Source organism: Mycobacterium sp. ML4 (assembly GCF_054515735.1).
Window position 1 is genome coordinate 147,362 of sequence record NZ_JBTNSY010000001.1, and the last position, 15,224, is coordinate 162,585.

Consider the following 15,224-nt stretch of genomic DNA (forward strand, 5'->3'; position numbering starts at 1 on the left):
GTAGAGCTCGGCTTCGAGACTAGCTCACAGGAGACACGATGATCGATCGGCGCCGTTCGCCGTGGCGCTTCGGTGTCCCCCTGGTGTGTCTGCTGGCCGGGCTGTTGCTGGCTGCCACCCACGGGGTCTCCGGCGGGGCGGAGATCCGACGCAGCGACGCGCCCCGCCTGGTCGATCTGGTGCGGGAAACCCGCTCGTCGGTCAGCCGCCTGGATGCCGAACGGGAGACGTTGACCAGGAAGATCGACGCCGCGCACGGCCGGTCTTCTGACGTGGCCCTCAAGGCGATGCTGAAACGGGCCGCCGAACTCGCCGGCGAGGCGGATATGAACCCGGTGCACGGACCGGGTCTGGTGGTCGTCCTCAACGACGCGCAGCGCGACGCCAACGGGCGGTTCCCCCGCGACGCGACTCCCGACGATCTGGTCGTGCATCAGCAGGACATCGACGGGGTCCTCAACGCGCTGTGGAGCGCCGGCGCCGAGGCGATCCAGATGCAGGACCAGCGGATCATTGCCTCCTCGGTGGTCCGATGTGTCGGCAACACGCTGCTGCTCAACGGCCGCACATACAGTCCGCCGTATTCCATCACCGCGATCGGCAACGCCGATGCGATGCAGGCGGCCCTGGCCGCGGCTCCCCTGGTGACGCTCTACAAGCAGTATGTGGTCCGCTTCGGCCTCGGCTACCGCGAGGACGTCAAGCCCGAGATCACCGTGGTCGGGCACGCCGAACCGGTGCGCCTGCACTACGCCCAGCCCATCGGTCCGATCGGCTACTGACCGCGATCACCGCGGGCGAACGGTACCCTGTCACGATGCGGATCCTGGTCGTCGACAACTACGACAGCTTCGTGTTCAACCTGGTGCAATACCTGGGCCAGCTGGGCGTGGAGGCTGAGGTGTGGCGCAACGACGACGAGAGACTCGCCGACGCCGCCGCTGTGGCCCGCGCTTTCGACGGCGTACTGCTGAGCCCCGGACCGGGGACCCCGGAACGTGCGGGCGCCTCGATCAGTCTGGTGCGTGCCTGCGCCGCCGCGCGCACACCGTTGCTCGGCGTGTGCCTGGGACACCAGGCCATCGGCGTGGCGTTCGGCGCCACCGTCGACCGCGCACCCGAGTTGCTGCACGGCAAGACCAGCAGCGTATTCCACTCGAACGTCGGTGTTTTGCAAGGACTTCCGGATCCATTCACGGCCACCCGGTACCACTCGCTGACCATTCTGCCCGAGTCGCTGCCGGCCGAGCTGGAGGCCATCGCCCACACCCAGAGCGGGGTGATCATGGCCGTCCGGCATACCGAGCTACCGATCCACGGCGTCCAATTCCACCCCGAGTCGATCTTGACCGAAGGCGGACACCGGATGCTGGCCAACTGGCTCAGTTACTGCGGATGGGCGCGCGACGACACCTTGGTGCGCCGCCTGGAGAACGAGGTCCTCGCTGCGATCCGGCCGCATTTCCCGACCGACTCGGGCGCTACTGACCGAACTTCAGCGTGATCACACCGTCCCGGTTCACACCGCTGCCGGCGGACGGACTCTGATAGACCACCTTGTTGTGCTGGGACCCGCCGGCATCGACGTCGGCGCCCTTGTCCAGCACCCCGGTCCAACCCAGCGCCCGCAACCGCGGTTCGGCATCGGTCCAGAACATGCCGGTCAGATCCGGCATGACGAACTGATTGCCCTTGGACACCTGCAATTCGATGACCGAGTCGACCGGAACAGTCTGGCCCTTGGGCGGATTTGTTCCGATCACCTCGCCGGCAGGGCGGGTGCTGTCCACCTGTGACTGACTGAACTTGGTGAAGCCGTACACGGTCAGGTTGGTCTGCGCGACGTCCACCGTTTGTCCCGCGACGTCAGGAACCTGCTTGGTCTCGGGACCGGAGCCCACGATGATCGTGATCACGTTGGTGATCGCCGAAGTCTGATTGGCCGGCGGATTGGTCCCGATCACCTTGCCCTGCAATTCCGGGGTCGACGGTGAATTGGACTGCTTGAATTTAGCGAAACCGGCTGCGGTGAGCTTCTTGACGGCTTCGGAGTAGGTCAGCGACGACACGTCGGGTACTTCCCGCTGCTCGGGACCGGTGGAGACGTTGATCGTGATCTCGTCACCGGCGCCGACGGAGGCGTTGGCGGCCGGGTCGGTACCGATGACGTGATCCGGCAGGATCTGCGAATCGGGCCGCTGCTGGGTCCGGGTCTTGAAGCCTTTGTTCTGCAGGGCGACGATCGCGTCGGCGGACGTCTGTCCCCGAACGTCGGGAACTTGAACGCTGCGAGTACTACCGCCGAACGTGTTGATCGCGATGGTCACGACGATGGTTAACACCGCCAGCACCGCGACCACGGCCACCCAACGACCCACCGAAGCGGCACTGCGGTCACGGTCGGAATCGTCGAAGTTCTGCCGGGGCAGCGGATCGGTGCGGGGACCGCCGTGCCCCGCGCCCGAGGACGACATGAACGCTTTACGTTCGGCACCGGTCAGCACCTTGGGCGCTTCGGGCGGCTCACCGTTGTGCACGCGGACCAGGTCGGCGCGCATCTCGGCCGCGGTCTGGTACCGGTTCTCCGGGTTCTTGGCCAGCGCTTTGAGCACGACGGCATCGAGGTCGGCCGAGATGCCCTCGTGGCGCTCCGACGGGGGAATCGGATCCTCCCGCACGTGTTGGTATGCCACCGAGACCGGCGAGTCGCCGGTGAAAGGTGGCTCTCCGGTGAGCATTTCGTAAAGGACGCAGCCCAGCGAGTAGACGTCGGAGCGGGCGTCGACGGAGTCGCCACGCGCCTGCTCGGGTGACAGGTACTGCGCAGTGCCGATCACCGCCGCGGTCTGGGTGACGCTGTTGCCGCCGTCGGCGATCGCGCGCGCGATGCCGAAGTCCATCACCTTCACCGCGTTGGTGGAGCTGATCATGATGTTGGCTGGCTTCACATCGCGGTGGACGATGCCGTTCTGGTGGCTGAAGTTCAGCGCCTGGCACGCGTCGGCGATGACCTCGATGGCGCGTTTGGGCGTCATCGGTCCTTCGGTGTGCACGATGTCGCGCAACGTGACGCCGTCGACGTACTCCATGACGATGTAGGGCAGCGGTCCGGCGGGTGTCTCGGCTTCGCCGGTGTCGTAGACCGCGACGATCGCGGGGTGGTTCAACGCGGCGGCGTTCTGCGCCTCACGCCGGAAACGCAGATAGAAGCTGGGATCCCGGGCCAAATCGGCGCGTAGCACCTTGACCGCGACGTCGCGGTGTAACCGGAGGTCGCGGGCCAGGTGAACCTCGGACATACCGCCGAACCCGAGGATGTCGCCGAGTTCGTAACGGTCGGACAGGTGCCGTGGGGTGGTCATCGCGGTGTCTCGAATCGGGCCGGCGAGGCGTGCAGAACCGGACCACCCCTCTGGGGTCCGCCGGCCGAGTCGAGGTCGGGGCTGGGTGCGGAGCCGATCCGGTCGATCTGTGCGCTGCCGGTGTTGGTGACAGTGGGCGGCGGGGACGGAGTGGTATCCGCCTTGGAATTGATCACGATGAGCACCGCGATGATGATCGCCAGCGCTCCAAGCACGCCGGCGGCCCACAGCAGCGCCCGCTGTCCGGAGGAGAAGGTACGCCGTGCCGGCGGTGGCCGATGTCCGCTGGCACGGCGCGGCGCGGTCGTCCGGGTCGCGGGAGCGGACGCGATCCGCGCCGGGGTGGCCGACGGGATAGCCGCCGGCGCCGCCCGCCCCGGCGGCGGTGACTGGCTCGGTCGCGGTGGACGCCGCCCTGCGCGCACCGCGGCCACGGCGTCGGCGAACGGCCCGCCGCTGCGGTAGCGCTGACTGGGATTCTTCACCAGGGTGATCTCGATGAGTTCCCGGACGTTGGGCGGCAGGTCGGCGGGCAGCGGCGGCGGCGGCTCCTTGATGTGTTTCATCGCCACCGTCAGAGCACCGTCACCGGTGAACGGCCGCTTGCCCGAAACCACTTCGTAGCCAACAACTCCCAGTGCGTAGACGTCACTGGCGGGGGTGGCGTCATGGCCGAGTGCCTGCTCGGGTGCGATGTACTGAGCGGTGCCCATCACCATGCCGGTCTGGGTCACCGGGGCGGCGTCGACCGCCTTGGCGATGCCGAAGTCGGTGATCTTCACCTGTCCGGTGGGAGTGATCAGGATATTGCCCGGTTTGACGTCGCGGTGTACCAGGCCGGCCGCGTGCGCGACCTGCAGCGCACGGCCGGTCTGTTCGAGCATGTCCAGTGCATGGCGCAGCGACAGGCGTCCGGTGCGCTTGAGCACCGAGTTCAGCGGCTCGCCGTTGACCAGCTCCATCACCAGGTAAGCGGTGCGGCCCTCGCCGTCCATCGCGCTCTCGCCGTAGTCGTGCACCTGGGCGATGCCGGGATGGTTGAGCATCGCGGTGGTGCGTGCCTCGGCCCGGAACCGCTCGATGAACTCCGGGTCCTGGGAGAACTCCTGCTTGAGCACCTTGACTGCGACGCGCCGGCCCAGGCGGCTGTCCACCGCCTCCCACACCTGGCCCATGCCACCGGTGGCGATGAGCCGCTGCAGGCGATACCGGCCTGACAGCGTGACCCCAACGCGGGGACTCATACTGTGCCTCCCGCTCGCTCCGGTCTTCGCGCGTTCCGCGCTGATATCGCTGTGCCTATCTGGTGGCGACCGGTCCCCCGCGCGCGGGAGGTACCCCCAGCGCCCGGCTGCGCCGCGCTTGCCATCGCCACGGTCACTCGTCGGTGGCGACTCATGGTCCCCCTTGCAAAGCAGCCTCGATCACTGCCCGCCCGATCGGCGCGGCGAGCGCGCCCCCGGTCGCGGACAGGCGATCGCCACCGTTCTCCACCAGCACCGCCACGGCAATCTTCGGAGCCTGCGCGGGAGCAAAGGCGATGTACCACGCGTGCGGTGGAGTGTGCCGCGGGTCGGTGCCATGCTCGGCGGTACCCGTCTTGGATGCGATCTGCACGCCGGGGATGGCCCCTTTCTGCTGTGCGACTTTCTCGGCGCCGACCATCAGCTCTGTTAGCTTAGCGGCGACCTGCGGCGACACCGCGCGGCGCTGCTGGTACGGGGCAGTGGTGCTGATATTGGCCAGATCCGGCCCCTTGAGGCTTTCTACCAGGTACGGCTGCATCATGACGCCCCCATTGGCGATAGTCGCGGCTACCTCCGCGTTCTGAAGCGGCGTCAGCGCCACGTCCTTCTGGCCGATGGCGGTCATACCCAGCGCGGCGCCGTCCGGGATGGCCCCGACAGTCGATTCGGCGACCTGCAGCGGAATCGGTTCCGGCGGTGTGTCCAGCCCGAAGGCGTGCGCCATGCTGCGCAGCGCATCGGTCCCGGTGAGTAGGCCCAGCTGGACGAACGCGGTGTTGCACGATTTGGCGAACGCCTCACTCAGCGACACCGTGTCGCCGGGACCACAGGCGGTGCCGCCGTAGTTTTCCAGTGTCGCCGTGCTGTTGGGCAGCGGGATTCTGGCTGCCGCGGTCAGCTGCTGGGTCTCGGTGCTCCCCGCCTGTAGGGCCGCGGCGGTGGTGATCACCTTGAACGTCGATCCGGGCGGATACGTCTCGGAGATCGCCCGGTTGATCAGGGGGTTGTCCGGATTGTCCCGCAGGCTCTGCCAGGCCTGAGCCTGCACGTCCGAGTTGTGCGACGCCAACAGGTTGGGGTCATAGGACGGCGACGACACCAGCGCCAGGATCTTGCCGGTGGACGGTTCGAGGGCGACGACGGCGCCCCGGCAGGGTGAACCTGCGCAGCCCGTCTGCATCGCGTCCCAGCCGGCCTGCTGGACGCGCGGGCTGATCGTCGTGCCGACGTTGCCCCCGCGGGGATCGCGTCCGGTGAAAAAGTCGGCCAGGCGCCGGCCGAATAGCCGCTCGTCAGACCCGTTCAGCAACGAATCCTCGGCGCGCTCCAGTCCGGCGCTCGAATAGCGCAGTGAGTAGAAGCCGGTGACCGGCGCGTACGCCATTGGGTTGGGATAGACCCGAAGGAAACGGTAGCGGCTGTCGGTCGCCACGGAGTAGGCGAGCAGTTGGCCCCCGGCGATGATTTGGCCGCGCTGGCGCGAGTACTCATCGAGCAGCACCCGCTGGTTGCGGGGGTCGGCGCGTAACCCGTCGGCGGTGAAGACCTGGGTCAGCGTGGCATTCAGCAGCAGCAGCACGATCAACGCCATCACGGTCATGGAGATTCGGCGCAGCGAGGTATTCATGTGCGCTCGATCACCTCGGTGCTGGCAGCTGCGATCGGCGCCTTCTTCTTCGGGCGGGTGCGAAGCGGACGGCGGGCGCCGTCGGAGATGCGGGCCAGGATGCCCAGCAGCACGTAGTTGGCCAGCAGCGATGAACCGCCGTAGGACATCCACGGGGTGGTCAGCCCGGTCAGCGGAATGAGTTTGGTGACGCCGCCCACGACGATGAAGAGCTGGATCGCCAGCGTCGAGGCCAACCCGGCGGCCAGCAGCTTGCCGAAGCTGTCGCGGGTCGCGATCGCGGTGCGCATGCCGCGGATGATGATGATCGTGTACATCATCAAAATGCTGGCCAGGCCGACCAGACCGAGCTCCTCACCGAAAGCGGCGATGATGAAATCGGTGGAGGCCGCCGGAACGGTGTCGGGCTGGCCGTTGCCCAGCCCGGTGCCGAAAATGCCGCCGGTGGCGAAGCTGAACAACGCTTGCACCATCTGATAGCCGGTGCCGTCAGGGTCGGCGAACGGGTCCAGCCAGGTCTGCACGCGCACCCGGACGTGCGCGAAGAGGTGGTATGCCACCAGGCTTCCCGCGGCGAACAGCACCAGGCCCAGCATCACCCAGCTGAACCGCTGCGTGGCCAGGTACACCACCACCAGAAACGACGCGTACAGCAACAGCGAAGTGCCAAGATCTTTCTCGAACACCATCACGCCCACCGAGATCACCCAGGCGGCCAGCAGTGGGGCGAGGTCGCGCGGACGCGGCAACGTCAGGCCCATCAAATGCTTGCCCGCACTGATGAACAGGTTGCGCTTGGCCACCAGCACCGCCGAGAAGAAGATGAGCAGCAGGATCTTGGAGAATTCGGCGGGCTGAATTGAGAACCCCGGCAACCGAATCCAGATCTTGGCGCCGTTCTGCTCGGACAACGACGATGGCAGCAGGGCCGGAATCACCAAGAAGACCAGTCCCGCCAGACCGCAGATGTAGCCGTAGCGCGCGAGCTGGCGATGATCCTTGAGAAACGTCACCACCAACGCGAACGCGGTGACGCCGACCAGCGTCCACAGCATCTGTTGGTAGGCGCTGGGGTGTCCGTGCCGGCCGACCTGCTTGTCCACCAGGTCGAGGCGGTGGATCATCACCAGCCCCAGCCCGTTGAGCAGGGCCACCACCGGAAGCAGCAGCGGATCGGTGTAGGGCGCGAAGCGCCGGATGGCCAGGTGCGCGATGCCGAACAGGGTCAAAAAACCCAGTCCGTAGGTGGTCAGATCCCAGTGCAGCCCGCGCTCTTGGTTGGCTTCCACGATGAACAGCGCTGCAATGGTGATGACGGCGGCGAAACACAGCAGCAGCAACTCGGCATTGCGCCGAGTGGGCAGCGGGGGTGTCACCGCTACCGGTGCCGGCAGTTCCGTTGTGGTCATGCCGCGGGTCGGCACTCGGCCTGCTGTTGCGGTGTCTCGCTCGCTGTCGGCGCGGTGGTGGCGGGCGTGATCGATGACGGCGTAGCAGGCGTTGCCGGGGTGGTGCTGGGGCGGGTGGCAGGCGTGGTGCTGGGGGCCGGGCTCGATGCGGAGGGTGCACTCGAGGACGGAGTCGCCGACTGCGTGGCCGAGGCCGCAGAGGACGGCACATAACTCGACTCGGGTGTTCCGCTGCTATTGGTCGAGGGTGCCGACGGTTCGGGTGCGGAGGAGACACCCTGATGGCACTTCGGCAGCAGCCCCTTGGCCAACTCGTGGAGCTGTTTGCGGGCGCCCTCGAGGGTGTCGGAGGGCAACTGACCGGCCTGCACCGAGGCCCTGGCGGCACCGTTCAACAGCCCGACCTTCAGCAGCCGGCAGTTGCTGCGGTCAGGGGGTTGGCTGGGGCTGATGTCGGAGATCTCGTCGTTGGGGCTGAGGCAGCCCAGCGAGTAGACGTCGTGCAGGGACAGCCCCAGTAACGACCCCTGAACGCCGCGCATGATGGCGACGGTTCCGTTGTAGTCGGCGACGTAGTAGTTGTTTCGGATCACCGCCCGGCTGATCAGCAGTCCGGCGACCAGCACCAGCGTCAGCAACCCGACCACCAGCGCGATCCGCCGTCGCGACCAGCGCCGCTTCGGCGGCGGTTCGATCTGCGGCGCAACGCGTTTGGTGGCTTCGCCCCTACGCGGGCCGATCGCCGAGGCACGGCCGGCGGCGGTGTTGGGCAGCGTCAGCTGGTCGTCGTCGCCGTCGCCGGACACCGCCCCGGCCAGGATGGGCTGAGTCTGGCCGAATTCGTCGTCAACGACATCGGCGACGACGACGGTGACGTTGTCGGGGCCGCCTCCGCGCAGCGCTAGCTCGATCAGGCGGTACGCGCTTTCGGCTACATCGGGGATCTGCAGAGCTTCGGCGATGGTCTCGTTGCTGACCGGGTCGGAAAGGCCGTCCGAGCACAACAGGTAGCGATCGCCGGCGCGGGCTTCCCGCATGGTCAGGGTCGGTTCGACTTCATGTCCGGTCAGCGCACGCATGATCAACGAGCGCTGCGGGTGGCTGTGGGCCTCCTCCGCGGTGATGCGGCCCTCGTCGACGAGGGTTTGGACAAAGGTGTCGTCCTTGGTGATCTGGGTGAGCTCACCGTCGCGGAAGAGGTAACCGCGCGAGTCGCCGATGTGGACCAGGCCCAGCCGGTTGCCGGCGAACAGGATTGCGGTCAGCGTGGTGCCCATGCCCTCGAGGTCCGGTTCCATCTCGACCTGCGCAGCGATCGCCGCGTTGCCGGCTCGCACTGCGGAGTCGAGTTTGGCCAGCAGGTCGCCGCCGGGCTCGTCGTCATCCAGGTGGGCCAGCGCCGCGATCACCAGCTGGGAGGCCACCTCGCCCGCCGCGTGGCCACCCATGCCGTCGGCCAGAGCCAACAGTCGGGCGCCGGCGTAGACCGAGTCTTCGTTGTTGGCGCGTACCAGTCCCCGATCGCTGCGGGCGGCATATCGCAGGACTAAGGTCACGGGCGCCGCTCTCCCCCGCTAGCGGGAGGTACCCCCACGATCCCGGCCGCCGGGCCGGCCTCGTCGTCGTAGGCTGGGTTCACGGACGCAACTCTATTGCTGTCTTGCCGATCCGAACCGGCGTACCTATGGGAACTCGTACCGCAGTCGTCACCTTGGCCCTGTCGAGGTATGTGCCGTTGGTCGATCCTAGATCTTCCACATACCATTCCGAGCCGCGCTGAGACAGCCTGGCATGCCGCGTCGAGGCGTAATCGTCAGTCAATACCAAGGTTGAGTCGTCTGCACGTCCGATTAGCACCGGCTGGCCGCTCAGCGTGATCCGGGCACCCTGCAGGGCGCCTTCGGTCACGACCAGGTACCGCGCCTTGTCGCGGCGCTGCCTGGGAGACAGCAGGTTGCCGCGCAGCGTCAGGCCGCGACGCACCATGACAGCGCCGGTCGGCGCGTAGATGTCGGTGCGTAGGATCCGCAACACCGACCAGATGAACAGCCACAACAGCATCAAGAACCCGGCACGCGTCAGTTGCAGTACCAACCCCTGCATCCGGCGGTCCTTTCCGTCCCGGCACTGCCCACCCCGCGCCCCTGATGCCGGGCACCTCAGCAAAGTCACGATACTTCGGCGGTGGCCGGCGTGGGGAAGACGCGCGGCGGCTTCGGGTCAGTGGGTTCAGTGAATGCGGACGATGATCTCTGAATGGCCCAGGCGGATCACGTCACCGTCAGCCAGCTGCCACTCCTGAACGGGTGCGTTGTTGACGGTGGTGCCGTTGGTGGAATTCAGATCCGAGAGCAACGCGACCTGACCGTCCCAGCGGATCTCCAGATGCCGCCGCGACACCCCGGTGTCGGGCAGCCGGAACTGGGCGTCCTGCCCGCGACCGACGATGTTGGAGCCGTCGCGCAGCTGGTAAGTCCGGCCGCTGCCGTCGTCGAGCTGCAGCGTGACCTGCGCCCCGGCCGACCCGTAGCCACCCGGACCATAGCCGCCGTAACCGCCCCCGGCCTGGCCGTAATCCGGCGCGGCCTGCTGGCCGTAATCCGGCGCCGGCTGCCCGTAGTCGCCGTATCCACCCTGCGGCTCGGCGTAACCGCCCTGCGGTTCGCCGTAACCACCTTGGGGGGCGTACCCGCCGGGCGCGGAAGCCTCGGCGTACTGGGTGTAATCCCCGGCGCCGTAGTCCTGGCGGCCGTAGCCACCGCCGCCCTGCTGGTAGCCCTGGTCCTGGCCATAACCGCCCTGCTCGTAGGACGGCCGTGGCGGCTCCGGCGGAGCCTGGGGTGCGCTGGGCGCCGGGTACCCCTCGTCCTGGCGAGCCGGCTCGCGTCCATAATCGCCGTAGCCGCCGCCGTAGCCCGGCTGACCGCCCTGCGGCTGGCCGTAGCCACCCTGCTGGTAGCCCTGGTCGTAACCGCCCTGACTCCCGTAACCTCCGGCAGGGGGACCCTGCGGCGCGGCGGGTGGGGGCGCCTCGTAGGTCGGCGCGTAGCCGCCCTGTCCCGGCTCCCCATAGCCACGGTCGCCGTAGCCACGCTGCTCATAGCCGCCCTGGTCGCCGTAGCCGCGCTGGTCGCCATAGCCACCCTGGGGCTGGCCCGGCGGCTGGCCCTGAGGCTGACCCGGAGGCTGACCCGGAGGCTGACCGTAGCCGCCCTGACCCTGACCGTAACCGCCCTGATCCTGGTAGCCGCCCTGGCCGTAGCCGCCCTGCGGAGGCGGCGGATAGCCCTGCTGCGGTGGGTAACCACCAGCGTCGGGCGGATACCCCGGCTGCCCGCCCTCCTGCGGGCGCGGGTAACGGTCGTCGTAGTACTCGTCGGGCCGCCCCTGCCCCTGACCGCGGTAGCTTGGATTGTCAGTCATCGGTCGTACTCCTGGTTCTGCGCCAAACGCATGATTTGATTGTGGCTGGGCGGAATCGGTAGTCGTCGGGCGGGGCTCGACGTCGGGGTTGACAGTCCCGCGGGCGCGGAACTGGCCGGTATGCAGGTTCGAGGCCTGCTCGAACCGGACGACCACATCACCATACGTTTGCCACCCCTGTTCCTGGATATAGTCCGCCAAGTACCGAGCAAAAGCGTTCGACGTGAGCTCCGGGTCGCCGCCCAACTTCTCGAAGTCGTGCACACTGAGGGTAATGATGTATTCGTTGGGTGCCAAAAGGCGATTTCCCTGGAGCGAGCGCACTCCATCGGCAGCCTCGCGACGCAACAGGGCTTCCACCTCTTGCGGCACGATCGATCCGCCGAACACACGGGCAAACGCATCACCAACCGTCGATTCAAGTTTGCGCTCGATGCGCTGAACGAGCCCTCGTTGGCTACCCATTTTGGTGTGCTCGCCTCACTACTGTGCCGGGAGATCTTGGGCCGAAGGCGAATGAACTCGGCCGTGTGACGTGTTGACTCACAATCGTATCGGGATAGCGCGACGCGGCGGCACCGCGAGAGTCCTCAAAATCACATCGATACTGTTCAGAGACCTAGGCGCGGGCCGCGGAGCTGGGCCCCCGACCGCGCGGTTGGGGCGCGCGGCCACTACAGTGATATGGTCCTCCGGTTGTTTCGGGCGAGTGGCGGAATGGCAGACGCGCTGGCTTCAGGTGCCAGTGTCCTTCGGGACGTGGGGGTTCAAGTCCCCCTTCGCCCACGGTGAGCGGTTCTACGAGCCGCAGGCGCTTAGGTCACGAACTCGAAAGAGGGCGTGACCTTTGGGTTTGGGGTGACGGGCGGATGCTCGGACCGGAACGACGTGATCCGCGTACTTTGTCGGGCAAGTCCTCCAAATGCCAGCAACGCTGTCAGCGATGGGCACCCCCACCGGACAAAGGTGGGGTACGTACAGGGAGCCCTGTTTCGCCAGACATTTGGCTAATTTGCTACAACGATGAGACATCAGTCAGTCGGCAGTGCACCCGTACGCGCCTCCGAGTGAATTGCACTGGGTGGGGGTACAAGAGCAGTGATGACACACATGGTTGTGGCGTTCTTGCAGCAGTGCCGATTTGAACGGGATTGTTCCAAAGCCACGGAGTCGCTGACGTGGTTCCCTTCCGCCGTGGCTCTGAGGGTGCGGACTGGTCGTGACGAACGGGTCTGACGGACACAGCTCCGGGGTTTCGTCCGAAGTCTTGAGCGGTTTCACCGACGGTTCCTGGCAGAGCCTGGAAGCAGACAGCGGTACGGATGACGATGCGAGGGCCGCCAGCGCTGCAGCGAAGTCGAGTCTTCACGACGAGTTGGGGTTGGTTGTCAACGCCGAAACGTTGGTTGTACTGGCAGGGTCAGGAACATCCCTGGGAATCACCTCGGAGGTCGAGGAGCATACTCCCCCGCGAATGTCAGATCTGTGGGCGGCGGTGTCAGGCATCGCCGCCTTCAAGGATGTCGAAAACAAGCTGAGTGCCGATGTATTCGCAACAAAGAATCTTGAGCACGTGCTTTCCGATGCCCAAGCGCGCCTCGCTCTCGCTCTGTCTGACAGCGATCTCGAGGCCTTTGTCGCTGAAGCCGAGGACATCGTCTGGCAACGGTGCAACTTTATTGATGAGAACTCGGACGTCGGCGCCCACGAGCTGTTCCTCAGGAAGGTCGCGCGTCGTTCGACGCGGTTACAGCGTTCTCAAATCTTCACGACGAACTACGACCTAGCGTTCGAGACTGCGGCCCGTCGCGCGCGGTTCAACGTGATTGATGGATTCGGGTACGGAGGGCATGAGTTCGACGGCGGATCCTTCGACCTGGATTACGTTCGGCGACGGCCGAATGAGCAGCTGATCCTGGAGCCCAGCGTATTTCAGCTACTCAAGCTACATGGATCTGTCGACTGGACAGCCAACGGATCGACCGTGAGTAAGACCGTTGGGAGGCCTGACAATCCAGTTTTGATCTATCCGTCCGCAGCCAAGTACCAGATGTCCTACCAGCAACCGTATTTGGAGTTCATGTCACGGTTCCAAATCGCATTGCGTCAGCCGGATGTCGGTCTTCTCGTGGTGGGCTTCGGATTCAATGACGAGCACCTCAACGCGCCGATCGCTGCTGCAGTGAGGAGCAACATCGGGCTTCGAGCCGTCGTTGTCACACCTGGCGCACGGGATTCTGGGCGCGCGCCGTCGATCGCTTGGATTGAAGACCTCATTACTCGGGGCGACCGGCGACTGTCCATCCTCAGCGGCACCTTTGACGATCTTGTGCGCCACCTCCCGGATGTTCCTCCGCAGGAAGAACGAGACGCACACGCTGAGCGGATGGCGCCTCGCCGACCTGGAGAAGTGCAGTGAAACTGCACCCGTTCGCTCCCGAACGGCAAATAGGCGCCATCTTTCAGGTTGAAGGATCGTTTGCAGACGTGACCTTCTCCGCTGCCGCCAAATTGCCACGGTCCCACTATGGCGAGTACCTCGGGCGAGGAGAGGTGGGCGAATTCGTCGTCGTTGATGTCGGCGGAGCCGGGGTATTCGGGCGGCTCATGCGTGTGGGATCGGCGACCGATAATTTCGAGGCGCTTACCCGTACCGAGCGACGTCTTGCAGTTGACGGGCGCATCCAGCTTCTGTCGACGCTGCGCCTTGACGGAACTGCTACTCGGGGCATTCTCAAATACCCGAAAGTCAGCGACCCTGTTTATGCGGCGAGCTCAGAGTCGATTATGGCCGTTCTCGGCACAAGCGTGGCAGACCCGCAAGCAAAGCTTGTCTTGGGGCGGCTTTCGGTTGACGAGTCCGTCGAGGTGGCTGTGCCGTTGGCGCGTCTATTCGGACGCCACCTCGCGATTGTGGGCGCCACTGGATCGGGCAAGAGTTGGACACTCGGCCATCTTGCTGAGTGTGTAGGCCGCCTGCGGGGCAAGATGATCCTGATCGATGCTACTGGTGAATTCCATACCCTAGGAATGCAAGCCACCCATATCGCGTTGGGAGCAGACACAAACGAGCCGGACGGAACCAAACTCGTCGGGCTGCCGCATCACATGATGCGCGAGTCTGACCGTAACGCGTTTCTGAACCCATCAACCGGAACGCAGCTGCCCAAACTTCGGGAGGCGATGAGAAGCCTCCGTCTCGCCAGAGCGATACAAGAGGACGACGGGGCCGAGGCGGATCATGCCAGTCTCGTGGCCCCAGACGGCACGATCGGCAAGGCTGGCGTGAGAATTGCCCGATTCGGGAGCGCCTGCCGTAAATACGTTGAGGTGATGGAAGATCCACACGCTCCCTTTGACCTGAAAGTCCTGTCTAAGCAGATCCAGTGGGAGTGCGTTTGGCCGACAGACCGGAACGCCCCTGACCAGTTCGGGACAATGGATTTCACCCAAATTGGTTACGTCAGTACTCTTGTCAGCAGAATGAATGACTTGATCCAAACCCCAGAAGTGATGGGGGTCATCGATCCGCGACCCGGTACCTTGGATGCCCTCGAAGAGACCAAGACCTGGATTGACGCGCCGAACGGTCACTTGCTTCGGATTTCGTTGCGCAACTTGACGTTCGCTAATCACCTACGCGAGATTGCGGTGAATATCCTTGGCCAGGCCTTGATCGGATGGGCAAGAAGCGGCGTGTTTCGTGCGATTCCGGTCGTGGTGGCCATCGACGAGGCCCATCAGTTCTTCGATGTAACTGTCGGTGACGAGTTCGCCAACACACGGTTGAACGCCTTCGACTCGATTGCCAAGGAGGGGCGGAAGTACGGCCTCACCGTTTGTCTCGCCACTCAGCGACCAGGAGATCTTCCTGCCGGTGTACTTAGTCAGGTGGGTATGACCGTTGTGCATCGGCTCGCTGACGGGCGCGACCGTCAGCGGGTTGAGCAGGCAGCAGCTGAACTTGATCACTCAGCCACGAGGCTATTGCCAGGGCTTGTCCCCGGTGAGGCAATTCTTATGGGTGTTGATTTTCCGGTTCCCGTCAGCGTCCACGTGAGCAGACCTCTGGCACCGCCTGCCTCAGAAGGGCCGCGTTACGAAAACTGGGGTACCAACGAATGAGTTCGGCCGAGTCTGGCGAGAACGACCGGTT

General features: G+C 65.5%; 11 protein-coding genes and 1 tRNA gene. 5 read left to right on the top strand and 7 right to left on the bottom strand.

All coding sequences use genetic code 11. The features are described from left to right. The first annotated feature begins 38 nt into the window (after nucleotides 1-38). Both ACX9NE_RS00630 and ACX9NE_RS00635 read left to right on the top strand, forming a co-directional pair. Complete coding sequence (locus tag ACX9NE_RS00630; protein ID WP_459360234.1) at nucleotides 39-782, top strand: DUF881 domain-containing protein; 744 nt, start codon at nucleotides 39-41, stop codon at nucleotides 780-782. Nucleotides 783-817: 35 nt separating this feature from the next. After that, a complete protein-coding gene (locus ACX9NE_RS00635; protein WP_459360233.1) occupies nucleotides 818-1,504 on the top strand; it encodes an aminodeoxychorismate/anthranilate synthase component II in 687 nt (228 codons plus the stop codon). Here ACX9NE_RS00635 and pknB read toward each other — a convergent pair. The 7 genes from pknB to ACX9NE_RS00670 all read right to left on the bottom strand — a co-directional run bounded on the left by pknB (nucleotide 1,482) and on the right by ACX9NE_RS00670 (nucleotide 11,533). Continuing rightward, a complete protein-coding gene (gene pknB, locus ACX9NE_RS00640) occupies nucleotides 1,482-3,362 on the bottom strand; it encodes a Stk1 family PASTA domain-containing Ser/Thr kinase (protein ID WP_459360232.1) in 1,881 nt (626 codons plus the stop codon). The two genes, ACX9NE_RS00635 and pknB, sit on opposite strands and share 23 nt — an antisense overlap. Further along, nucleotides 3,359-4,606, bottom strand: coding sequence for a serine/threonine-protein kinase (locus ACX9NE_RS00645; protein ID WP_459360231.1), 1,248 nt, complete (start codon nucleotides 4,604-4,606; stop codon nucleotides 3,359-3,361). Before ACX9NE_RS00645 ends, pknB begins: the two co-directional genes overlap by 4 nt. A 151-nt stretch (nucleotides 4,607-4,757) precedes the next feature. Beyond that, entirely contained in the window at nucleotides 4,758-6,236 is a 1,479-nt protein-coding gene (gene pbpA / locus ACX9NE_RS00650; protein ID WP_459360230.1) for a D,D-transpeptidase PbpA, read from the bottom strand. Further along, nucleotides 6,233-7,645, bottom strand: a complete 1,413-nt coding sequence (locus ACX9NE_RS00655; protein ID WP_459360229.1) for an FtsW/RodA/SpoVE family cell cycle protein — start codon at nucleotides 7,643-7,645, stop codon at nucleotides 6,233-6,235. Before ACX9NE_RS00655 ends, pbpA begins: the two co-directional genes overlap by 4 nt. Further along, nucleotides 7,642-9,201, bottom strand: a complete 1,560-nt coding sequence (locus ACX9NE_RS00660; RefSeq protein ID WP_459360228.1) for a PP2C family protein-serine/threonine phosphatase — start codon at nucleotides 9,199-9,201, stop codon at nucleotides 7,642-7,644. Before ACX9NE_RS00660 ends, ACX9NE_RS00655 begins: the two co-directional genes overlap by 4 nt. Nucleotides 9,202-9,280: 79 nt before the next feature. After that, the gene (locus tag ACX9NE_RS00665; protein WP_459360227.1) at nucleotides 9,281-9,748 is read right to left on the bottom strand and encodes an FHA domain-containing protein FhaB/FipA; all 468 of its coding nucleotides are present in this window, start codon (nucleotides 9,746-9,748) and stop codon (nucleotides 9,281-9,283) included. A 126-nt stretch (nucleotides 9,749-9,874) separates the two neighbouring features. Then, entirely contained in the window at nucleotides 9,875-11,533 is a 1,659-nt protein-coding gene (locus tag ACX9NE_RS00670; RefSeq protein WP_459360226.1) for a DUF3662 and FHA domain-containing protein, read from the bottom strand. 238 nt (nucleotides 11,534-11,771) lie between these two features. Here ACX9NE_RS00670 and ACX9NE_RS00675 point away from each other — a divergent pair. From ACX9NE_RS00675 to ACX9NE_RS00685, 3 genes are all read left to right on the top strand, one after another. After that, nucleotides 11,772-11,854, top strand: a tRNA-Leu gene (locus tag ACX9NE_RS00675). Between the two features lie 481 nt (nucleotides 11,855-12,335). Next, a complete protein-coding gene (locus tag ACX9NE_RS00680; protein WP_459360225.1) occupies nucleotides 12,336-13,487 on the top strand; it encodes an SIR2 family protein in 1,152 nt (383 codons plus the stop codon). Continuing rightward, complete coding sequence (locus tag ACX9NE_RS00685; protein WP_459360224.1) at nucleotides 13,484-15,193, top strand: ATP-binding protein; 1,710 nt, start codon at nucleotides 13,484-13,486, stop codon at nucleotides 15,191-15,193. Before ACX9NE_RS00680 ends, ACX9NE_RS00685 begins: the two co-directional genes overlap by 4 nt. Nucleotides 15,194-15,224 lie beyond the last annotated feature (31 nt).